This window comes from Streptomyces sp. NPDC003247 (genome assembly GCF_042888135.1).
Lineage (GTDB): Bacteria > Actinomycetota > Actinomycetes > Streptomycetales > Streptomycetaceae > Streptomyces.
Map to the genome: position 1 here is coordinate 70,495 of NZ_JBIAPF010000013.1, position 21,072 is coordinate 91,566.

General features: G+C 71.5%; 17 protein-coding genes, 1 tRNA gene and 1 riboswitch. Of the genes, 6 read left to right on the forward strand and 12 right to left on the reverse strand.

Features of this window, described 5'->3' with window-relative positions; genetic code table 11:
• Nucleotides 1-315: 315 nt before the first annotated feature.
• Nucleotides 316-1,704 carry a cystathionine beta-synthase gene (locus ACFYWQ_RS34700; RefSeq protein WP_389522152.1) on the reverse strand — a complete coding sequence of 463 codons (1,389 nt, stop codon included), beginning with the start codon at nt 1,702-1,704 and terminating at the stop codon, nt 316-318.
• 160 nt (nt 1,705-1,864) lie between these two features.
• Here ACFYWQ_RS34700 and ACFYWQ_RS34705 point away from each other — a divergent pair, with 160 nt between their 5' ends.
• The 3 genes from ACFYWQ_RS34705 to ACFYWQ_RS34715 all read left to right on the forward strand — a co-directional run bounded on the left by ACFYWQ_RS34705 (nt 1,865) and on the right by ACFYWQ_RS34715 (nt 5,414).
• Nucleotides 1,865-2,905 (forward strand): SGNH/GDSL hydrolase family protein, encoded by a 1,041-nt coding sequence (locus ACFYWQ_RS34705; RefSeq protein ID WP_389522154.1) that lies wholly within the window; start codon nt 1,865-1,867, stop codon nt 2,903-2,905.
• A gap of 201 nt (nt 2,906-3,106) precedes the next feature.
• Nucleotides 3,107-4,327, forward strand: coding sequence for an acetyl-CoA C-acetyltransferase (locus tag ACFYWQ_RS34710; protein WP_389522156.1), 1,221 nt, complete (start codon nt 3,107-3,109; stop codon nt 4,325-4,327).
• A gap of 304 nt (nt 4,328-4,631) precedes the next feature.
• Nucleotides 4,632-5,414: a hypothetical protein gene (locus ACFYWQ_RS34715; protein ID WP_389522395.1), complete on the forward strand. Its 783-nt coding sequence runs from the start codon at nt 4,632-4,634 to the stop codon at nt 5,412-5,414.
• Between the two features lie 10 nt (nt 5,415-5,424).
• Here ACFYWQ_RS34715 and ACFYWQ_RS34720 read toward each other — a convergent pair whose 3' ends face one another.
• Complete coding sequence (locus ACFYWQ_RS34720) at nt 5,425-5,736, reverse strand: hypothetical protein (RefSeq protein ID WP_389522158.1); 312 nt, start codon at nt 5,734-5,736, stop codon at nt 5,425-5,427.
• Nucleotides 5,737-5,839: 103 nt separating this feature from the next.
• Here ACFYWQ_RS34720 and ACFYWQ_RS34725 point away from each other — a divergent pair, with 103 nt between their 5' ends.
• Complete coding sequence (locus tag ACFYWQ_RS34725; RefSeq protein WP_389522160.1) at nt 5,840-6,067, forward strand: DUF4287 domain-containing protein; 228 nt, start codon at nt 5,840-5,842, stop codon at nt 6,065-6,067.
• Between the two features lie 130 nt (nt 6,068-6,197).
• On the opposite strand, the gene ACFYWQ_RS34730 is transcribed toward ACFYWQ_RS34725, so the two are convergent.
• Both ACFYWQ_RS34730 and ACFYWQ_RS34735 read right to left on the reverse strand, forming a co-directional pair.
• Nucleotides 6,198-7,094, reverse strand: coding sequence for a Bax inhibitor-1/YccA family protein (locus ACFYWQ_RS34730; RefSeq protein WP_389522162.1), 897 nt, complete (start codon nt 7,092-7,094; stop codon nt 6,198-6,200).
• 442 nt (nt 7,095-7,536) lie between these two features.
• Nucleotides 7,537-7,619: transfer RNA gene (locus ACFYWQ_RS34735), tRNA-Leu, on the reverse strand.
• A gap of 405 nt (nt 7,620-8,024) precedes the next feature.
• Between ACFYWQ_RS34735 and ACFYWQ_RS34740 the strand changes: the two genes are divergently transcribed.
• Nucleotides 8,025-8,795, forward strand: a complete 771-nt coding sequence (locus ACFYWQ_RS34740; RefSeq protein WP_389522164.1) for an ABC transporter ATP-binding protein — start codon at nt 8,025-8,027, stop codon at nt 8,793-8,795.
• A gap of 95 nt (nt 8,796-8,890) precedes the next feature.
• Nucleotides 8,891-11,419: an ABC transporter permease gene (locus ACFYWQ_RS34745; protein WP_389522166.1), complete on the forward strand. Its 2,529-nt coding sequence runs from the start codon at nt 8,891-8,893 to the stop codon at nt 11,417-11,419.
• A gap of 63 nt (nt 11,420-11,482) precedes the next feature.
• Here ACFYWQ_RS34745 and ACFYWQ_RS34750 read toward each other — a convergent pair whose 3' ends face one another.
• The 8 genes from ACFYWQ_RS34750 to ACFYWQ_RS34785 all read right to left on the reverse strand — a co-directional run bounded on the left by ACFYWQ_RS34750 (nt 11,483) and on the right by ACFYWQ_RS34785 (nt 21,067).
• Entirely contained in the window at nt 11,483-12,772 is a 1,290-nt protein-coding gene (locus tag ACFYWQ_RS34750) for a class I SAM-dependent methyltransferase (RefSeq protein WP_389522169.1), read from the reverse strand.
• Between the two features lie 178 nt (nt 12,773-12,950).
• Nucleotides 12,951-14,342: an NAD(P)/FAD-dependent oxidoreductase gene (locus tag ACFYWQ_RS34755; RefSeq protein ID WP_385069343.1), complete on the reverse strand. Its 1,392-nt coding sequence runs from the start codon at nt 14,340-14,342 to the stop codon at nt 12,951-12,953.
• Nucleotides 14,343-14,839: 497 nt separating this feature from the next.
• Complete coding sequence (locus tag ACFYWQ_RS34760) at nt 14,840-15,781, reverse strand: exopolyphosphatase (protein ID WP_389522171.1); 942 nt, start codon at nt 15,779-15,781, stop codon at nt 14,840-14,842.
• Nucleotides 15,778-16,464 (reverse strand): DUF501 domain-containing protein, encoded by a 687-nt coding sequence (locus ACFYWQ_RS34765; protein WP_389522173.1) that lies wholly within the window; start codon nt 16,462-16,464, stop codon nt 15,778-15,780. Before ACFYWQ_RS34765 ends, ACFYWQ_RS34760 begins: the two co-directional genes overlap by 4 nt.
• A gap of 157 nt (nt 16,465-16,621) precedes the next feature.
• Nucleotides 16,622-17,098, reverse strand: a complete 477-nt coding sequence (locus tag ACFYWQ_RS34770) for a septum formation initiator family protein (RefSeq protein ID WP_389522175.1) — start codon at nt 17,096-17,098, stop codon at nt 16,622-16,624.
• Nucleotides 17,099-17,201: 103 nt separating this feature from the next.
• On the reverse strand, nt 17,202-18,494 hold the full coding sequence (gene eno / locus ACFYWQ_RS34775) for a phosphopyruvate hydratase (protein WP_389522396.1): 1,293 nt from the start codon (nt 18,492-18,494) through the stop codon (nt 17,202-17,204).
• Between the two features lie 350 nt (nt 18,495-18,844).
• A complete protein-coding gene (locus tag ACFYWQ_RS34780; protein ID WP_389522177.1) occupies nt 18,845-19,594 on the reverse strand; it encodes a transglycosylase family protein in 750 nt (249 codons plus the stop codon).
• A 4-nt stretch (nt 19,595-19,598) separates the two neighbouring features.
• Nucleotides 19,599-19,765, reverse strand: a riboswitch (cyclic di-AMP (ydaO/yuaA leader).
• A 204-nt stretch (nt 19,766-19,969) separates the two neighbouring features.
• A complete protein-coding gene (locus ACFYWQ_RS34785) occupies nt 19,970-21,067 on the reverse strand; it encodes a transglycosylase family protein (protein ID WP_389522178.1) in 1,098 nt (365 codons plus the stop codon).
• Nucleotides 21,068-21,072: the final 5 nt, after the last annotated feature.

Genomic DNA, 21,072 nt, shown 5'->3' on the forward strand with positions numbered 1-21,072 from the left:
CGGGACGACGGCGGTCCCCGCGAGGGACGCGGGCCGGGCGGAGCCGGGCTTGCGCGTCCTGGCGTCTGTGGAGGTCCGGGAGCCGCTCCGGAGGTCCGTGACGCCGTTTCGGTGCCGGCCGGGGCGGGGAGCCGCTCCCGCCCTGCCGACACCCACTAATGTGCCGGACCCGTGTTAAGCGTGTGCTGCGCGGACGTGACGCGCGCGTACCACTTCCGCGAAGTCCACCTCTTCGGTAGACAAACGGAAGTTCACCGCCGCCGGGCCCGGTTCACCGCAGGTTTGCCCGGAGTCGGCCCGCGCGACCCGTGGAAGCTACTTCCCGCCCTTGGCCAGGAACGCCAGCAGGTCCTGGCGGCTGACCACCCCGCTGGGCTTGCCCTCGACGAGGACGATCGCCGCGTCCGCCGCGCCCAGGACGGACATCAGGTCGCCGACCGGTTCGCCGGAGCCGACCTGCGGCAGCGGGGCGGACATGTGCTTCTCCAGCGGGTCCTCCAGCGAGGCCTTCTTGCTGAAGAGGGCGTCGAGCAGTTCGCGTTCGACGACGGAGCCGACGACCTCGGCGGCCATCACGTCCGGGTGGCCGGCGCCCGGCTTCACCACCGGCATCTGGGAGACGCCGTACTCGCGCAGGACCTCGATGGCCTGGCCGACGGTTTCCTCGGGGTGCATGTGGACCAGGGACGGCATGGCGCCGGCGGCCTTGTCGCTGAGGACGTCGGCGACGCGGGCGCTGGGGCCCTCGTCCTCCAGGAAGCCGTAGTCGGCCATCCACTCGTCGTTGAAGATCTTGCTGAGGTAGCCGCGGCCGCTGTCGGGCAGCAGAACGACCACGACGTCGTCCGGGCCGAGCCGCTCGGCGACCCGCAGCGCGGCGACGACGGCCATCCCGCAGGAGCCGCCGACCAGCAGCCCCTCCTCCTTGGCCAGCCGCCGGGTCATCTGGAAGGAGTCCTTGTCGGACACGGCCACGATCTCGTCGGCGACGGTCCGGTCGTAGGCGGTGGGCCAGAAGTCCTCACCGACGCCCTCGACGAGGTACGGCCGCCCGGATCCGCCGGAGTAGACGGACCCCTCGGGGTCGGCGCCGACGACCCGCACCCGGCCGTCGCTGGCCTCCTTCAGATAGCGGCCGGTGCCGGAGATGGTGCCGCCGGTGCCCACGCCCGCCACGAAGTGGGTGATCCGGCCCTCCGTCTGCTCCCACAGCTCGGGGCCGGTGGAGTGGTAGTGGGAGAGCGGGTTGTGGGGGTTGGAGTACTGGTCGGGCTTCCACGCGCCCGGCGTCTCGCGCACCAGCCGGTCGGAGACGTTGTAGTAGGAGTCCGGGTGCTCCGGGTCCACGGCGGTCGGGCAGACGACGACTTCGGCGCCGTACGCCCGCAGCACGTTGATCTTGTCGGTGCTCACCTTGTCGGGGCACACGAAGATGCACTTGTACCCCTTCTGCTGCGCCACGATGGCGAGCCCGACGCCGGTGTTGCCGCTGGTCGGCTCGACGATGGTGCCGCCGGGCTTCAGCTCCCCGCTCCGCTCCGCCGCCTCGATCATGCGCAGGGCGATGCGGTCCTTCACGGAGCCGCCCGGGTTGAAGTACTCCACCTTGGCCAGAACGGTCGCCTGGATGCCCTTGGTCACGCTGTTGAGCTTCACCAACGGGGTGTTGCCGACGAGGCTGATCATCGAGTCGTGGAATCGCACCGTTGTCTCCGGTCGCTTGCAAAAACAGTGGTCTTGGTGGTGCCGCCAGCGTACGGCGCGGACCGCGGACAGGACGCATGTTCACTCGCCGTGAAGATTGGACGACGGTCAGTACGGGGCAAGGAGTGGGTGTACGGACTCGAGGAGGTGGCGTCGAGGCATGACGAGCATGTCCAGGGCACGAGTGGCCCGACGCATCGCGGCCGGCGCGGCCTACGGCGGCGGCGGGATCGGACTGGCCGGCGCGGCGGTGGCCGGACTGCTGCTGGCGGAGGCGCAACTGGCCCGGCGCCACGTCAACGGCAACGGCTCCCCTCCCCGCGTCCCGCAGGCGGACGGCCTGTACGGCCGGAGCTTCACCGCCCCGGGCGTGGAGGCCCTGCGGCTGACCCTGCTCGGCGACTCCACGGCGGCGGGGCAGGGCGTCCACCGGTCGGGGCAGACCCCGGGGGCCCTGCTGGCCTCCGGTCTGGCGGCGGTGGCGGAGCGCCCGGTGAAGCTGCGGAACGTGGCGCTGCCGGGCGCCCAGTCCGACGACCTCGACCGGCAGGTCGCGCTGGTCCTCGGCAACACCGGCCGGGTGCCCGACGTCTGCGTGATCATGATCGGCGCGAACGACGTCACCCGCCGCATGCCCCCGACCCGTTCGGTGCGCCACCTCGCGGCGGCGGTACGGCGGCTGCGCACGGCCGGCGCGGAGGTCGTCGTCGGCACCTGCCCCGACCTGGGCACGATCGAGCCGGTCGGCCAGCCCCTGCGCTGGCTGGCCAGACGCGCCTCCCGCCAGCTGGCGGCCGCCCAGACGATCGGCGTCGTCGAGCAGGGCGGCCGCACGGTGTCGCTGGGCGATCTGCTGGGGCCGGAGTTCGAGGCGAACCCGCGCGAGCTGTTCGGGCCCGACCACTACCACCCCTCGGCGGAGGGGTACGCCACGGCGGCGATGGCGGTGCTGCCGACCGTGTGCGCGGCGCTGGGCCTGTGGCCGGCCGAGGAGGAGCGCCCGGACGCCTCCCGCCGCGAGGGGTTCCTGCCGGTGGCGCGGGCGGCGGCGGAGGCCGCGTCCGAGGCCGGTACGGAGGTCACGGCGGCGATGCCGACGGGGCCGCGGGGCCCGTGGGCGCTGCTGAAGAGGCGCAGGCGGCGCCGGGTGGCCGAGCCGGAGACGGCCACGGCGTCGCCCGGCAGCCGGTCGGGGATCTGAGCCGGGGATCCGAGCCGGGGAGCTGAGGGGACGCACGCCGGGCGGGTTCCCGCCGGGTACCCTCCGAGCGACCCAAGCAAGCGCTTAGAAAGTGCGGCCAGGGTCACACCGCCGCGCCCGTGACCCTGACCATACGTACAGGTAACTTCCCAGACAGCCGTGCCGGAAGTTCTCCGTACCCTCGACGTCCCTGGAGCCGTGATGCCCGAAGCCGTCATCGTCTCGACCGCCCGCTCCCCCATCGGCCGCGCCGGCAAGGGCTCCCTCAAGGACCTGCGCCCGGACGACCTGACCGCCACGATCATCCAGGCCGCCCTCGCCAAGGTCCCCGAGCTGGACCCGAGGGACATCGACGACCTGATGCTCGGCTGCGGCCTCCCCGGCGGCGAGCAGGGCCACAACCTCGGCAGGATCGTCGCCGTACAGATGGGCATGGACCACCTGCCCGGCTGTACCGTCACCCGCTACTGCTCCTCGTCCCTCCAGACCAGCCGCATGGCCCTGCACGCGATCAAGGCCGGCGAGGGCGACGTCTTCATCTCGGCCGGCGTGGAGACGGTCTCCCGGTTCGGCAAGGGCAGCTCCGACGGCCTCCCGGACACGCACAACCCGCTCTTCGCCGAGGCCGAGGCCCGCACGGCCGCCGTCGCCCAGCAGGAGGGCACCACCTGGCACGACCCGCGCGAGGACGGCCTCGTCCCGGACGCGTACATCGCGATGGGCCAGACCGCCGAGAACCTCGCCCGCCTCAAGGGCGTCACCCGCCAGGACATGGACGAGTTCGGCGTCCGCTCCCAGAACCTCGCCGAGGAAGCCCTCAAGAACGGCTTCTGGGAGCGCGAGATCACCCCGGTCACGACGCCCGACGGCACGGTCGTCAGCAAGGACGACGGCCCGCGCGCCGGCGTCACCCTGGAGGGCGTGGCGGGCCTCAAGCCGGTCTTCCGGCCCGACGGCATGGTCACCGCCGGCAACTGCTGCCCGCTCAACGACGGCGCCGCCGCGCTCGTCATCATGAGCGACACCAAGGCCCGCGAGCTCGGTCTGACCCCGCTGGCCCGGATCGTGTCGACCGGCGTCTCCGGCCTCTCCCCCGAGATCATGGGCCTCGGCCCGGTCGAGGCGAGCAAGCAGGCCCTGCGGCGCGCCGGCCTCACCGTCGACGACATCGACCTGGTCGAGATCAACGAGGCGTTCGCCGCGCAGGTGATCCCCTCCTACCGCGACCTCGGCATCGACCTCGACAAGCTGAACGTCAACGGCGGCGCCATCGCCGTCGGCCACCCCTTCGGCATGACCGGCGCCCGGATCACCGGCACGCTCATCAACTCCCTCCAGTTCCACGACAAGCAGTTCGGCCTGGAGACGATGTGCGTCGGCGGCGGCCAGGGCATGGCGATGGTGATCGAGCGCCTCAGCTGATCCGCCCGGCGGCCGAGCCGTTGACCCCTGGGTAGCCGCCGGGGCACGCGCCGTGAGCCGTTGGCCCGGAGTCCGGGACCCACCCGGACTCCGGGCCGTTTCGTGATCCAATCTCCCCCAGGATGTGACCTATCTCCCCCGCGGTGGGGATTCGCCCAGGTCAGAGCCGATCCGCCGACACACCCCGACCCGAAAATTCTGTCCGTTTCGTGACGTTACGCACTGACAGCTCGATAGTCCGCCCTTCAAGCTGATGTAGGAAGTCGGGGGTCGACCTTGAACCGGGAGTACGTCAGTGAGCGCCATGCCGATCGCCCTGCTGGTCACCACGGCCGCCACCGGTGCCGTGGGCGTCGCCGTCCTGCGCACCCTCGTGCAGTTGCGCCGCCAGATCGCAGGTCTGCGCGCCGAGCTCACCGGGACCCGCGCCGTCGGGACGCCCGTGTTCGTCCCGGCCGCCCGCACCACGGCCGACACCGACGAGATACGTGCCGCGGTGGCCGCGGCGCTGGCCGAGGAGCGGGAGCGGGAGCTGGCCGAGGCGCGCGCCTTCTGGGCGGCCCAGGAGTCCCGTGACGCCGCCGACGCGCCGTCCCTGCTGGGCCTGTCGGACAGCGAGCTGTTCCTGCCCCGCCCGGCCGACTTCGCGGGCCTGGAACCGCTGGAGCCGGTGACCGAGCCGCCCGCGGACACCGAGGAGTTCGCCGGGGAGTCCGCCGAACTGGCCGCGGCCCGCCGACGCCACCCCTCGCACCCGGACTTCGTCCCCGTCCAGTCCCCGGTCGTCGACGACCACGAACGCACGGTGACCGCCCTGGAGGAGCTCGCCGCCTCCCGTACCGGACTGACCGACGTCCGCCCGGGCCCGCTGGGCACCCTGGACGTCTATGTCTTCGCCGACGGCACCACCTTGTGCATGACCCCGGGCCACCGCGAGACCGCCGAGCGCCTGGCCGCGGCCCTGACCGCCGGTGAGACCCCGTACCTGCTGGGTGGATCGGGCATCTCGGGCGCCTACACGCTGACCTTCGCCTGCGGCGAGGAGAACGTCTACATCCTGGCGGACCGGGTCATCGCGAGCCTGTAGGGGCCGGGCGTCAGACGCCCGCGCGCTTCTGCGCCTCCTCGACGAGGGCGACCGCCTCGGCGACCTCGTCCGCGCTCCGCAGGACGACCTCCAGGTCGTGCCCGGCGACGGTGATCTGGTCGGCGGCCGCGAACATCCCGGCGTCGGGCATCTGCCGGGGCTCGGTTCCGGGCTCCTCGATGCGCTGCGCCCACCGGGCCAGCTCCCGGGCCAGTTCCAGGGCCTCGGCGGCGGCCCCTCGCTGGAGCCGGCTCTGGGGCGCCGCCCGCAGACGGTCGGCGAAGTGGTCCACCGCACGGGAGAGAGACGTCGTATCCACCACGCGGTGAGCGTACGCGCCGTACCCGCACTGTTGCCAACGGGCGAACGCTCAGGCACGGTGACCTGAAGGACCGGCTTACAGCCCATTGCGTTCGGAGGCGCCGATGTCCCAAGTCTTCTCCGCGGAGACCCATCGCAACCTGCTGGCTCGTATCCCCCACTGCACCGGTCGTGAGGTCTCCGACTGGCTGCGCACCGTCGACGAAGGCCCCGCTCTCCGCTTCGAGGAGAAGGTCAGCTGGCTGCGCCACGAGTACGACCTCGCGTACGGCCACGCCAAGGCGATCATCCACGAGTACGACCTGAGGAGGGCCGCGCGCAAGTTGCGCTAGCGCGCCCACGGCACCCCGTCCCGGACAGGACACGGACACACGCGGCACACGGCGAAGGGCCCCGGGAAGACCCGGGGCCCTTGTGCCGGCGGCGAGCCGGTCGCGTCAGCGTCGGTCGCTGCTGTGCGCGTCAGTCGCTGCTGTTCAGGATGGACAGGAGTCGCAGGAACTCCATGTAGATCCACACCAGCGTCAGGGTGAGGCCGAAGGCGGCGAGCCAGGCCTCCTCGCGGGGCGCGCCGTAGGCCACGCCGTCCTCGACCTGCTTGAAGTCCAGGGCGAGGAAGCAGGCACCGAGGATGATGCCGATGACCCCGAAGACGATGCCGAGGGCGCCGCTGCGGAAGCCGAGGCCGTCGCCGCCGCCGAAGACGGTGAACAGCAGGTTCACGGCCATCAGCAGGACGAAGCCGAGCGCGGCCGCCATGACGAAGCCGTAGAAGCGGCGGTTGACGCGGATCCAGCCCGCCTTGTACGCCACGAGCACGCCGGCGAAGACCGCCATGGTGCCGAGGACGGCCTGGGCGACGACCCCGTCCGCGATGTACGTGGACACCGCGCTGGAGATGACGCCGAGGAAGACGCCCTCGAGGGCGGCGTACGCCAGGATCAGCGCGGGCGACGGGCGGCGCTTGAAGGACTGGACGAGCGCCAGCACCATCGCGACCAGACCGGCACCGACCGCGATGCCGTACGACTTGTTGAGGTTGGCCTCGTCGACGGGCAGCAGCAGCCACGACAGGACGGCGGTCAGGACCACGGTGCCGAGCGTCGTCGCGGTGCGCGCGACCACGTCGTCCATGGTCATCGCACCGGCGGTGGTGACCGGGGCCTGCGGGGCGCCGTACTGCACGTCCTGCTGGGCGTAAGGGTTCTGCGCGTAAGGGTTGCCGGCCGGCTGGGCGTAAGGGTTGCCCTGCTGCGTGCCGACAGCGGGTCCCCCGGCCTGCGGCGCGGCGTTGAAGCCCGCGTAGCCGTTGTCGCGGCTGAACCCCCGTCGCGAGAAGACCGGGTTTCTGCTCCTCATTTCACTCCTCCATGGCCACACAGCGCGGCCTTGGCATCAAGAGTAATAGGTAGGCAAAGGATTGACCCTAGTGCTTGGGGAGGATCTTTCCCTCGTCGTGCTGCGCAACACGCTACGTGGATCGCTGATTCCCGGCACCGGGCGGATCCATTCATGACCGACCCGGTACACGCCCGGAACCTGCCGGAGATCACCCGCCCGCGTCAGCCCGGAGATCACCCGCCCGCGTCAGCCGATCGGGAAGCCCGTGTACGCCTCGGCCAGGTCGGTCCCGGCGGCCCGGGAGGAGGCGATCCGCTCCGGGCGGGCGACCTGGAGGGGGGCTCCGATGCGCACCACCGTCGGACCGCATCGCCCTCCGGTCGCGGAGGGCGTGCCCCGGAGGCAACGGGAGAGCGTGCCCCGGAGGCAAGGAGGGGGGCGAGGAGGGAGGCGTGGGAGGTGCCCGGAACCGGACTCGAACCGGTACGCCCGCGAGGGGCAGCGAGGTTTAAGCTCGCCGTGTCTGCATTCCACCATCCGGGCAGGCCATGGGCCCCGCATCGAAGTCCTGAGCCTATCGGGACGCGTCCCCCGAACAGCGGAAGAGCAGCCCGATGTTGTCTTATTTTATTGGCGTCTGAGGGTGCATCAGGCCAGGGAGCAGGCCATCCGCACTTGCCAGTAGGCTCGCGCGCGGCGGGTGGCCGCGCATGCGGAATGACGGAATTTCACCGCCCGAACGAGGGTGCTCCACCGGTTCTCGACGTTTTCACCACCGGACGGCGTCTCAGGGACGGGTCTCATCCCCTGGTATGACACGGGCACTCCGCGGTCCGACCCCAGTCTGTCCCCGGAACCGGAACAACGGCTGACTACACGGCGGCGGACCGCCGGGACGATGGTTCACGTCCCCCAGTGCAACGACGTCCCCCCGACAGGAGTCACCCCGTGCCCACCACCTCCCTCGCCGACCGGACCACCGCCGTGGCCGCACGCGCCACGGACCTGTCCAAGATCTACGGACAGGGCGAGACCCAGGTGGTCGCCCTCGACCGGGTCTCCGTCGACTTCCGGCAGGCCGAGTTCACCGCGATCATGGGCCCGTCCGGCTCCGGCAAGTCGACGCTGATGCACTGCGTCGCCGGCCTGGACACCTTCTCCTCCGGCTCCGTGCGGATCGGCGACACCGAGCTGGGCTCCCTGAAGGACAAGCAGCTCACCAAGTTGCGCCGCGACAAGATCGGCTTCATCTTCCAGGCGTTCAACCTGCTGCCCACGCTGACCGCCCTGGAGAACATCACCCTCCCGATGGACATCGCCGGCCGCAAGGCGGACAAGGAGTGGCTGGACACCGTGATCGGGATGGTCGGGCTGGCCGGCCGGCTCGGCCACCGGCCCTCGCAGCTCTCCGGCGGCCAGCAGCAGCGCGTCGCCGTCGCCCGCGCGCTGGCGTCCCGGCCGGACATCATCTTCGGCGACGAGCCGACCGGCAACCTCGACTCCCGCTCGGGCGCCGAGGTGCTGGGCTTCCTGCGCAACTCCGTACGGGAACTGGGGCAGACGGTGGTGATGGTGACCCACGACCCGGTGGCCGCCGCCTACGCGGACCGGGTGGTGTTCCTCGCGGACGGCCGGATCGTCGACGAGCTGAACGGGCCGACCGCGGAGACGGTGCTGGACCGCATGAAGCAGTTCGACGCCAAGGGCCGCACCAGCTGATCCCCCGTCAGGACCACCGGCCCCACACACCGGACCGACAAGACCGGTCCGAGAAGACCGGGCTGAGAAGACCGGACCGAGAAGAGAAGAACCCCATGTTCCGCACTGCCTTGCGCAACGTCCTCGCGCACAAGGCCCGGCTCCTGATGACCGTGCTCGCCGTGATGCTCGGCGTGGCCTTCGTGTCGGGGACCCTGGTCTTCACCAACACCCTCTCCAACGCCCTCCAGAACAGCTCCGCCAAGGGCTTCGACCAGGTCGACGTCGCCGTGACCGCCGAGACCCCCGAGGACACCGGCGACCGCATCGGCCGGACGCCCGAGCTGACCGAGGACCTGCGCGAGCGGAGCGCCGAGGTGCCGGGCGCCGCGTCCGCCGTGGGCGTCGTCACCGGCTTCACCGCCCTCGCCGACAAGGACGGCAAGCTCGTCGGCGGCGGCTTCCAGTCCCAGGGCGGCAACTACTGGGGGACCGAGGACCCCCGGTACCCGCTGGAGGAGGGCAGCGCCCCGCACGGCGCGAACGAGGTCGCCATCGACTCCGAGACCGCCCGGCGGGCCGGCTACGAGGTCGGCGACACCGTGCGCCTGTCGGTGGACGGTCCCGTACTGACCCCGAAGATCACCGGCATCTTCACCACCGACGACGGCAACGTCGCCGCCGGTGGCAGCCTCGCCCTGTTCGACACCGCCACCGCCCAGCAGCTGTTCGGCAAGACCGGCGCGTACGACGAGATCGACGTGAAGGCCGCCGCCGGCACCTCGCAGGCCGCGCTGAAGGCCGCGCTGGACAAGGCGCTGTCCGAGGACCGCGTCGAGACCACCACCGGCACGCAGCTCGCCGACGACCAGGCGGAGACGATCGCCGCCTCGACGAGCGGGCTGAAGCAGGTCCTGCTGGTCTTCGCCGGCATCGCGCTGTTCGTCGGCACCTTCATCATCGCCAACACCTTCACCATGCTGGTCGCCCAGCGCACCAAGGAACTGGCGCTGCTGCGCGCGGTCGGCGCCTCCCGCCGGCAGGTCACCCGGTCGGTGCTGATCGAGGCGTTCGCGGTCGGCGCGGTCGCCGGGGTGGCCGGTCTGGTCGCGGGCATCGGCATCGGCGCCGGGCTGCGCGCCCTGGTGGGCACCCTGGGAGCGACGATCCCGGACGGGCCGCTGGTGGTCTCGCCCGGCACGGTCGCGGCCGCCCTCCTCGTCGGCGTCGTCATCACCGTGCTGGCGGCCTGGCTGCCGGGCCGCCGGGCCGCGAAGATCCCGCCGGTCGCCGCGATGAGCAGCGTGCACGCCACGGCGTCCACCAGGTCGATGGTCCTGCGCAACACCCTCGGCGCCCTGTTCTCGGCCGCCGGTGTCGCGGTCGTCCTGACCGCCACGACGATGGACGGCTCCGACGGCCAGGCCCCCATGGGGCTCGGCGCGGTCCTGCTCATCATCGGCGTGTTCGTGCTGACCCCGCTGCTGTCCCGCCCGCTGATCGCGGCCGCCGCGCCCGTGCTGCGCGTCTTCGGGGTGTCCGGCAAGCTGGCCCGGCAGAACTCGGTGCGCAACCCGCGCCGTACGGCGGCCACGGCCTCCGCGCTGATGATCGGCCTGACCCTGATCACCGGCATGACGGTGATGGCGGGCAGCCTCCAGACGTCCATCGACAAGATGGCGTCCGCGGCGATCGAGGCCGACTACGTGGTGTCGATGGCCAACGGCAACGCCCTCTCCCCCGACGTCGAGAAGAAGCTGAGCTCCACCGCCGGGGTGACCGCCTCCAGCCCGCTGCGCAACGCCCCCGCGCGCATCGACGGGAAGACCGAGTACCTCACCGGCGTCACCGGCTCCGCCATCGGCGAGCTGACCGACCTCACGGTCGACGACGGTTCCTTCGAGGTCGGCGGCGCGCGGGTCGTCGTGGACGGCGACACCGCCGCGTCGCACGGCTGGAAGGCCGGCTCCGCGTTCACGGTGACGTACGAGGACGGGCAGAAGCAGCGGCTGACCGTCGCCGGGGTCTACCAGGGCAACCAGATGATCCGGGGCATCATGCTCGACAACACGGCCCTCGCCCCGCACCAGGACGACCCGGCCGACATGCAGGTCATGGTCAAGACGTCCGGCGGTGTGTCGGACGCGACGCAGGACGAGCTGGAGAAGGCCCTCGGCTCCAACCCGGCCATCAGGGTCCAGAGCAAGCAGGACCTCTCCGACCAGATCTCGCAGATCTTCACGCTGATGCTGAACATGCTCTACGGCCTGCTCGCGATGGCGGTGATCGTCGCGGTGCTCGGGGTCATCAACACCCTGGCGATGTCGGTGTTCGAGCGCTCCCAGGAGATCGGCATGCTGCGGGCCATCGGCCTGGACCGCAGGGCGGTCAAGCGGATGGTGCGCCTGGAGTCGCTGGTGATCTCCCTCTTCGGCGGGGTGCTCGGCATCGGGCTCGGCGTGTTCTTCGGCTGGGCGGCCGGCGAACTGCTCGGCACGAAGATGGCGACGTACGAACTCGTCGTGCCGTGGGGGCGGATGGCGCTGTTCCTGGTGCTGGCCGCCGGGGTGGGCGTGCTCGCGGCGCTGTGGCCGGCGCGGCGGGCGGCCCGGCTGAACATGCTGGCGGCGATCAAGTCCGAGTGACCGCAGGGCGGCGGGGCCCCGGTGCGCGGTGGCGTGCCGGGGCCCTTCGTCGTCGGGGCCGGTTCAGTTCCAGGTGCGGGCGCGCAGCGGCAGCCCGGAGGTGCCGGTGTCCGGGGTGCGGACGGCCAGGACCTGGTTGACGCCGATGCGGTTGCGTTCGAAGGCGAGGGCGGAGGCCGCCATGTACAGGCGCCAGACCCGGGCGCGGCCGGGCGAGGTGAGCCGCGCCGCCCGCGCCCGGTCGGCCTCCAGACGGTCGACCCACCGGCGCAGGGTGAGGGCGTAGTGCTCGCGGATCGACTCCACGTCGCGGACCTCGAAGCCCGCGCGCTCCAGCTGGGTGACCGTGGTGCCCACGGGGGCGAGTTCGCCGTCCGGGAAGACGTACGCGTCGATGAACTCGTCCACGTGGTAGTCGGACTCGTCGCGCTGGGGGCGGCGGGCGATCTGGTGGTTGAGCAGCCGGCCGCCCGGCCGGAGCAGGGCGTACAGGGCGTTCGCGTACTCCAGGTAGCGTTCGGCGCCGACGTGCTCGGCCATGCCGATGGACGAGATCGCGTCGTAGGGCCCGTCGGTGACGTCGCGGTAGTCCTGGACGCGGATCTCGACCCGGTCGGTGAGGCCGGCGTCCGCGACCCGCTTGCGGGCGTACGTCGCCTGCTCCTGGGAGAGCGTGATGCCGACGACGTGCACGCCGTGCTCGCGGGCCGCGTGGACGGCCATCGAGCCCCAGCCGCAGCCGACGTCCAGCAGGCGCTGCCCCGGGGCCAGGGCGAGCTTGCGGCAGACCAGTTCGAGCTTGTCGCGCTGGGCGGCCTCCAGGGTGCTGTCGGGGGACTCCCAGTAGGCGCAGGAGTACACCATGGACGGGCCCAGGACGAGTTCGTAGAAGTCGTTGCCGACGTCGTAGTGGTGGCTGATGGCGCGTCTGTCGGTGCGGCGGGTGTGCAGATGGCGGGCGCGGCGGACCTCCTCGCGGGGCGGGGCGGGAGGCAGCGGCGGGCCGGCGAGCTTCAGCAGACCGCGGACCGCCGAGCGGAAGCGGGGGTCGCGCAGCGCCTCGGAGAGGGTACGGGCGTCGTCGCCGCGTTCCCAGATGAGGCCGGAGAGGAGGCCGAGGGTGGTGTAGAGGTCGCCCTCGATGTCCAGGTCGCCGGCCACCCAGGCGCGGGCCAGGCCCAGTTCGCCGGGTTTGAACAGGAGGCGGCGCAGGGCCCGGCGGTTGCGTACGACCAGGGTCGGCGCGTCGGGCGGACCCGCCTGCGAACCGTCCCAGGCCCGGACGCGGACCGGGAAGGGGGCGGCCAGCAACTGTTCGACGAGGGCATGGAGCCGCGACGCGGCGTCAGCCATGGTGCACACCTCCGTGGGAGTGATCCCGGAAAGTCCTGACACCACGTAAACACCTGAGGGGGCCCGTCGCAGTCCCCCACGCGTGTCATGACTGGGCAAACCATCCGGGGGAACGCCGAAGGGGCCGCCCGCACCACGGATGGCGGGCGGCCCCTTCGGGGCGTTCGGTGAGCGGAGGTCAGGAGGCCTTCGCCTTCTCCTCCGTCTTGCCGGAGACCGGCTTGGCGGCGACCGGGGCCGGCTTGGCGGCCTCGTAGAACTCCTCGCGCGGGGACTCCAGGGCGCCGAGGGCGACGACCTCACGCTTGAGGAACATGCCGAGCGTCCAGTCGGCGAAGACGCGGATCTTGCGGTTCCACGTCGGCATCGCCAGGCCGTGGTAGCCGCGGTGCATGTACCACGCCAGCCGGCCCTTGAGCTTGATCTTCATCTTGCCCATGACGATCATCGCGACGCCCTTGTGGAGGCCGAGGCCGGCCACCGCGCCCTTGTTGGCGTGCGCGTACTCCTTCTGCGGGAAGCCCCGCATGCCGGAGATCACGTTGTCGCCGAGGACCTTGGCCTGACGCAGCGCGTGCTGCGCGTTCGGCGGGCACCAGGCGTTCTCCACACCGGCCTTGCGGGCGGCGAGGTCGGGGACCTGCGCGTTGTCGCCGGCGGCCCAGATGTAGTCCGTGCCCTGGACCTGGAGGGTCGGGGCGCAGTCGATGTGGCCGCGCGGGCCGAGGGGCAGGCCGTAACGGGCGAGGGCCGGGTTCGGCTTGACGCCCGCCGTCCAGACGATCGTGTTGGAGTCGACCTCGAGGCCGTTCTTCAGCACGACGTGGCCGTCGACGCAGGAGTCCATGGAGGTGGAGAGGTAGATCTCCACGCCGCGGCTCTCCAGGTGCTGCTTGCCGTACTGGCCCAGCTTGGGGCCGACCTCGGGGAGGATCTTGTCGGCGGCGTCGACCAGGATGAAGCGCATGTCCTCGCGGGACACGTTCTTGTAGTACTTGGCCGCGTCGCGGGCCAGGTCCTCGACCTCGCCGATGGTCTCCGCGCCCGCGAAGCCGCCACCGATGAAGACGAAGGTGAGCGCCTTGCGGCGGATCTCCTCGTCGGTGGTGGAGTCGGCCTTGTCGAGCTGCTCGAGGACGTGGTTGCGCAGACCGATGGCCTCCTCGATGCCCTTCATGCCGATGCCCTGTTCGGCGAGGCCGGGGATCGGGAAGGTGCGGGAGACCGCGCCGAGCGCGACGACCAGGTAGTCGAAGGGCAGCTCGTACGCCTCGCCGACCAGCGGGGCGATCGTGGCGACCTTGCGGTCCTGGTCGATGGTGGTGACCCGGCCGGTGAGGACCTCCGCCTTGGGCAGCACGCGTCGCAGCGGGACGACGACGTGGCGCGGGGAGATGTTGCCGGCGGCGGTTTCGGGGAGGAAGGGCTGGTAGGTCATGTACGACCGGGGGTCGACGACCGTGACGGTCGCCTCGCCGTAGCGCATCTTCTTCTGGATGCGCCGAGCCGCGTACAGGCCTACGTACCCACCGCCTACTACGAGGATCCTGGGACGCTCCGTGGTGCTCATGCCATCGAGTATCCACCCGCCTCAGGGGGGTCGCTCGTGCGCCCCTTCACAAGCAACAACATAGGGTGTGCTATCCTCCGCGATCCGCGTGACCCAGGTCATGGCGCGAAAGGGGAACCCGCGTGTAGGGCGGGGCGTTGTCAATGCCGCGTGAGCTGCCTCTCCGGGCCGCGCGGGCTCGCGTGAGGCCTTCGAAACACCTCCGCCCCGGGCTCCGCGAAACGTCCGCGCGCGCCTCTTTTGAACACGTTCACACGGGCTCAGGGGCCCCAGAAGGGTCAACTGGGGGGCGCGTGTCCTCCGACGGGGCCGAATTCCTTGTGAAGAACTTCACGAAGTTTTCCGACGGGGTGTCGCCGAAGGGCCCCGGACGGCCCTTCCGACGCGCTCATACGGTGTTCGTACTGCTCAGGAGAGTGCCGGGAAGGGCCGTCGCGGGGTCGGCGCGGGGTCGGCGCGGGGTCGCGCGGGGTCGTCGCGGGGGCCGGGCGAGGGGGTCAGGCCACCGACCACGCTATGCCGTCGAGGATGTCGTGCTCGCTCACGACGACCTCCTCGGCGCCCGTCCGCTCCATGATCGAGAGCAGGACGAGGGCGCCCGCGGCGATCACGTCCACCCGGCCCGGGTGCATCGAGGGCACCGCGGCGCGCTCTGCGTGCGTGGAGCGCAGCAGCCACTCTGTGATCTCGCGGACCCGCTCCCGGGAGACACGGGAGTGGTGGATGGCCGCGGAGTCGTACTCCGGCAGTTCCTGCGCGATCGCCGAGACCGTGGTCACCGAGCCCGCCAGGCCGACCAGCGTGTGTGCCTCGCGCAGCGGCACGGTCCGCTCCGCGACGTCCAGGGCGTGCTCGATGTCGGCGCGCATCGCCGCGATCTGCTCCGCCGTGGGCGGGTCGCTCACCGTGCCCTCGTGCACCAGGTGGCGCTCGGTCATCCGGACGCAGCCGACGTCGACCGAGCGGGCCGCGCGGACGTGGTCGTCGCCGACGACGAACTCCGTGGAGCCGCCCCCGATGTCCACGACCAGGTAGGGGCGGGCGAGGTCGTCCCGGCCCGACAGTTCCTTGGTCGCGCCGGTGAAGGAGAACTCCGCCTCCTGGTCGCCGGAGATGACCTCCGGTTCCACGCCCAGGATGTCCAGCACCCCGCGGACGAAGTCGTCCCGGTTCTCGGCGTCCCGGGAGGCGGAGGTGGCGACGAAGCGCAGCCGTTCGGCGCCGTACCGCTTGATGACGGCCGCGTACTCCCGGCAGGCCGCGAAGGTCCGCTCCAGTGCCTCGGGCGCGAGCCGCCCGGTGCGGTCGACGCCCTGGCCCAGGCGGACGATCGTCATCCGGCGGTCCAGCTCGACCAGTTCACCGGTCGACGGGTCCGCGTCGGCGACGAGGAGACGGATGGAGTTCGTGCCGCAGTCGACGGCGGCGACCCGGGTCACTTCTCGTCCTCCTCGGACTCGACGGACTCCACGGACTCGGCGGGCTCTACGGGCTCGTCGGACTCGGCGGGCTTGACGGGCTCGTCGGACTCGGCGGACTCTGCGGGCTTGAAGGCGAACCAGCCGGAGTCGCCGGCCTCCACCTGCCACCCCTCCCCGGAGGGCGGTCCCGACGGCACCACGCACGGCCCCTTGCGCCACCACTCCGGCAGCATCTCCAGCGCCTCGTCGCCCAGGGGGTTGACCCCGGGGCCGGCCGCCAGGGAGTGGGCGACCAGGACGTGCAGGCACTTGACCCGGTCCGGCATGCCGCCCGCGCTGGGGAAGCCCTTCAGCTCCTCGATCTCGTCCCGGCGCCGGACGTAGTCCTCGTGGGCGGCGCGGTAGGCGGCGGCCAGCTCCGGGTCGGTCTCCAGGCGGGCCGTCATCTCCTTCATGACGCCGTTGGCCTCCAGGGTGCCGATGGCGGAGGAGGCCTTGGGGCACGTCAGGTAGTACAGCGTCGGGAACGGCGTGCCGTCGGGGAGGCGGGGGGCCGTCTCCACGACGTCCGGCTGGCCGCAGGGGCAGCGGTGCGCGATCGCGCGCAGGCCGCGGGGCGGGCGCCCGAGCTGCTGCTGGAAGGCCTCGACGTCCGCGTCGGTGGGCTCGGTGCGCGGAGTGGGCGGCGGGGGCGTTTTCATGCCTGTCTTTCTATCGGCTCTGGGGTTCGGCTCTGGGATCTCAGGGAGCGAGCTCCGCGGTCTCACGGGTCGGGCCCGGCGCGGTCTCGTGTCGGGTCGAGCCCGGCGCGGTCTCGTGTCGGGTCGAGCCCCGTGGGGTCCCGCAAGACCTCACGGGTCACTGGTCGGAGGCGTCGGACCGGTCGACGCCGTCCCAGACGTTCGCGTACCAGGGGCGGTCGGCGGCCCCCAGGTCGGCGCGGGTCTGCCGGGCGGCGGCCGGGTCGATGACGATGAAGCCGGTCTCGCCCGGCATGACGTAGTGCAGCCGCTCCCGGATCTGCTGCTCGGCGTACGCGTCGTCCTGCCAGCGTGCCTTGAGGTCACGCAGTTCTTCCACCCGTTGCCTGGCCTGTTCCTTCTCGCGCTCCAGATCGGCGATGTCGGCGCGCTGCGAGACGTACTGCCGCATGGGGTAGGCCAGGGCGACGATCATCGAGCACAGCACGAGCGCGAGCAGCGCCGCGCGGCCGGTGAGGCGCGAGCGGCGGGCCTGCCGTTTGGTCTGGGAACGGTAGACGCGGGCCGCCGTCTGCTCACCGAGCAGCCGGATCCTGGTCGCGGTCGAGAAACGGTCCCGGTCCTTCACGGCCACCTGTCCCCGCCTCCCGTCTCACACGTGCGTACGTCCCCGGACACGGTACGGGACCGAGTACGGGGACGTACGTACGACTGGCTGAGCCTCACCCGGGGGCGGGTCAGCCCTTGGAGACCTCGCGGAAGCGCGGGAAGGCGCTGCGGCCGGCGTACACCGCGGCGTCGTCGAGGATCTCCTCGATGCGCAGCAGCTGGTTGTACTTGGCGACGCGCTCGGAGCGGGCCGGGGCGCCGGTCTTGATCTGGCCGCAGTTGGTGGCGACGGCCAGGTCGGCGATGGTGACGTCCTCGGTCTCGCCGGAGCGGTGGGACATCATGCACTTGAAGCCGTTGCGCTGGGCCAGCTCGACGGCGTCGAGGGTCTCGGTGAGCGAACCGATCTGGTTCACCTTCACGAGCAGCGCGTTGGCGGCGCCCTCCTCGATACCGCGGGCGAGGCGCTCGGGGTTGGTGACGAACAGGTCGTCGCCGACGAGCTGGACCTTGTCACCGAGCTTGGCGGTGATGGTCTTCCAGCCCTCCCAGTCGTCCTCGAACAGCGGGTCCTCGATGGAGACGAGCGGGTACGCCGCGACGAGCTCGGCGTAGTACTCGGTCATCTCGGCGGCCGTGCGCTCCTTGCCCTCGAAGGTGTAGGAGCCGTCCTTGTAGAACTCGGACGCGGCGACGTCGAGCGCCAGGGCGATCTGCTCGCCGGGGGTGTAGCCGGCCTCCTTGATCGCCTCGAGGATGAGGTCGAGGGCCTCGCGGTTGGAGCCGAGGTTCGGGGCGAAGCCGCCCTCGTCGCCGAGGCCGGTGGACAGGCCCTTGCTCTTCAGGACCTTCTTCAGGGTGTGGTAGACCTCGGTGCCCCAGCGCAGGGCCTCGGAGAAGGACTCCGCGCCGATGGGGGCGATCATGAACTCCTGGATGTCCACGTTGGAGTCGGCGTGCGAGCCGCCGTTCAGGATGTTCATCATCGGCACCGGCAGCAGGTGCGCGTTCGGGCCGCCCAGGTAGCGGAAGAGGGGCAGGTCGCTGGCCTCGGAGGCGGCGTGGGCGACGGCGAGGGAGACGCCGAGGATGGCGTTGGCGCCGAGGGAGCCCTTGTTGTCGGTGGCGTCCAGGTCGAACATCGCCTGGTCGATCAGGCGCTGCTCGGTGGCGTCGTAGCCGACCAGCTCCGGGCCGATCTGCTCGATGACGGCGAGGACGGCCTTCTCGACGCCCTTGCCCTGGTAGCGGTTCGGGTCACCGTCGCGGAGCTCGATGGCCTCGAAGGCGCCGGTGGAGGCGCCGGACGGGACGGCGGCACGACCCGTGCTGCCGTCGTCGAGGCCGACCTCGACCTCGACCGTGGGGTTGCCTCGGGAGTCCAGGATTTCCCGGGCTACGACGACGTCGATGGACGGCACGAGCATCTCCTTCATGGGATGTGACGCTGGTTGTGCGGGGCACGTGGGCCGCGGGCGGCCCTTGTTGATCCCTTGATGTGGCCTTGCGACTAGAGCCTAACCGTCCCGGGGCCGCCGACAGCCGACCGACCGCCCCGTGGACAGGCTGACGGTACACATTGTTCCCACCCGGAACAAAGAGGGTGACCAACAGGCGGATGGCGGGCGGGCAAAGAAATGCCCCGCCCCGGCGCGTACGGGGGAACGCGCGCCGGGGCGGGGCGCTCGTGGGGACGGGGGGGACCCTCACGAGGTCTTCAGTGTGCGGACCACGCCTGTGCGGGGGCTGTGGCCGCGCTGGGAGCCAGGTGTCACTTCAGGTGCAGCTGCTGGCCCGGGTAGATGAGGTCGGCGTCGTCGACGATGTCCTTGTTGAGCTGGAACAGCTTCTCCCAGCCGCCCGTGACGTCCTGCTCCTGGGCGATGGAGCTGAGGGTGTCGCCGGTGACCACCTTGTACTCGCCGTCGCCCTTCTCGACCTTCTCGCCGGTCGGGGTGGTGACCGTCTTCTGGCTCTGGGCGGCCGGGCGCTCGGCGGAGCGGGAGGCGCTCTGCTGCTCGGTCGAACGGCTCGTGGTGCCGGAGTCCGAGGAGCCGGAGCCGCTGGAGGCGGAGCCGGAGGAGGCGGCCGAGGAGTCGGAGGAAGAGTCCGAGGAGGAGTCGGAGGAGGAGGAACCGCCGGCGTAGGCGGCGCCGGACAGGCCCTTGCCGCAGACCGGCCAGGCGCCCTTGCCCTGGCTCGCGAGGACCTTCTCGGCGATCTGGATCTGCTGGGACTTGGTGGCCTTGTCGGCGGTGGCGGCGTACTGCGTGCCGCCGTTCGCGGCCCAGGTGGAGGCGGAGAACTGGAGGCCGCCGTAGTAGCCGTTGCCGGTGTTGATGGACCAGTTGCCGCCGGACTCGCACTGGGCGACCGCGTCCCACTCGGAGGCGGTGGCGGCGGAGGCGTTGCCGGCCGCCATCAGCGGGGCGGCGACGGCGGCGCCGGTGACACCGGCGACGGCGATGGCGCGGGTGGCCTTGGACGGACGACGGTGCTTGCCCTTGCCGGAGAACAGCATGGATCGATCCCCTCACCGACGCCTGCGAGGTGAGCTGTCGGGTTCGGGCCGGTTGAGTTGCCCGGCCACGCCTCCCCGGGAGGCATGGCTTCACCCCTAGCCGCGTCCGTCGACCACCCGGTGCGGCACTTACCTTGGGTCCCCCGCTCCTGCCTGCGGCGCTTGACGCGACGACTGTTCCCGGGTGGCCGCTGGCAGGATTCGGCGTTGCGACGGCCGGGGCTCGGGTTGCCGAGCGGTCATGACCGTAGGCAGGCGATCGGGGGAATTTCAAAGACGATCAGGGCTTCTGAGACTCATCCCACACTTTCACCGAACCGGACATTCGACGCGAAGCATGACGTGAACTCCCCCCGTTTTCGCGGCTTTTACGCCCTATTCAGCCCCTGTCGCAAGCGTCTGACCGGGCACGATGTTGCTCGGGTCGGCGCCGATGACGTCCTTGTTCTCGGCGTAGAGCGCACGCCATCCGCCGTCGAGGCCAAGGGAGTCGGCGATGGTGACGAGGGAGTCGCCCGCCTGGACGGTGTAGGTGGCCGCCGTGCCGCTGAGGGTGTCGGCGGCGTGCCGGCCGGAGGAGGCGGTGGTGGTGCCGTCGGCCGTGCCCTCGTCGGCGCTGCCGCCGCGGTGGCGGCCCGAGCCGGTGGACGCGGCATCGTCGGACGCGGTGTCGTCGGACGTGGTGCCGCTGGACAGCGCGTCGGCCGAACCGGTGTCGACCAGGCTCCAAGAGCCCGCGTCCTGGGTCGGGTTGTCCGAGGCGTCCGCCTCCGGGGTCGCGGTGGACGAGCCGCCGCCCGCCGCGGAGCCGCTCGCACCGGAACCGGTGGACGTGCCGGACGTGCCGGACTTGCCCGACGTGGAGGAGGAAGAGGACGAAGGGGACGATGCGGATGCTTCCGGAGACTCCGTGGCGGATCCGGTGGCCGCGCCGGTGGATTCCTCGCCGGAATCCGCCGAGGAGTCGGAGGACTCGGAGGAGGGACTGGAGGAGTCCGACGAGCCGGACGACCCCTTGGACAGGTCGGACAAGCCGGACGTCACGGAGGAGTCGGACGAATCCTCGGCCACGCCGGTGTCCAGGTCCGCCGAGCCGGAGTCCGCGCTCAGACCGGACGTCAGCCCGCACGTGCCCCACGCGCCGACACCCTGGTCCGCGAGGACCTTCTGGGCGACGGATATCTGCTGGTTGCGGCTGGCCAGGTCCGGGCGCGGGGCGTAGTCGAGCCCGCCGTACGCCTCCCAGTTCTCCTGGGTGAGGGACAGGCCGCCGTACTCGCCGCCGCCCTCGTTGGCGCTCCAGGAGCCCCCGGTCTCGCACTCCGCCACCGTGTCCCACACCGTGTTGTCCGCGGCGCTCGCGCCGGTGGCGCCGAGCAGCGGGATGGCGATGGCCGAGCCGGTCACGCCGGCCGCGACGAGGAGGGCCGGGGCCTGGCGGGGGCGACGATGACGACCGTTCCCGGTGAGCATGCGGG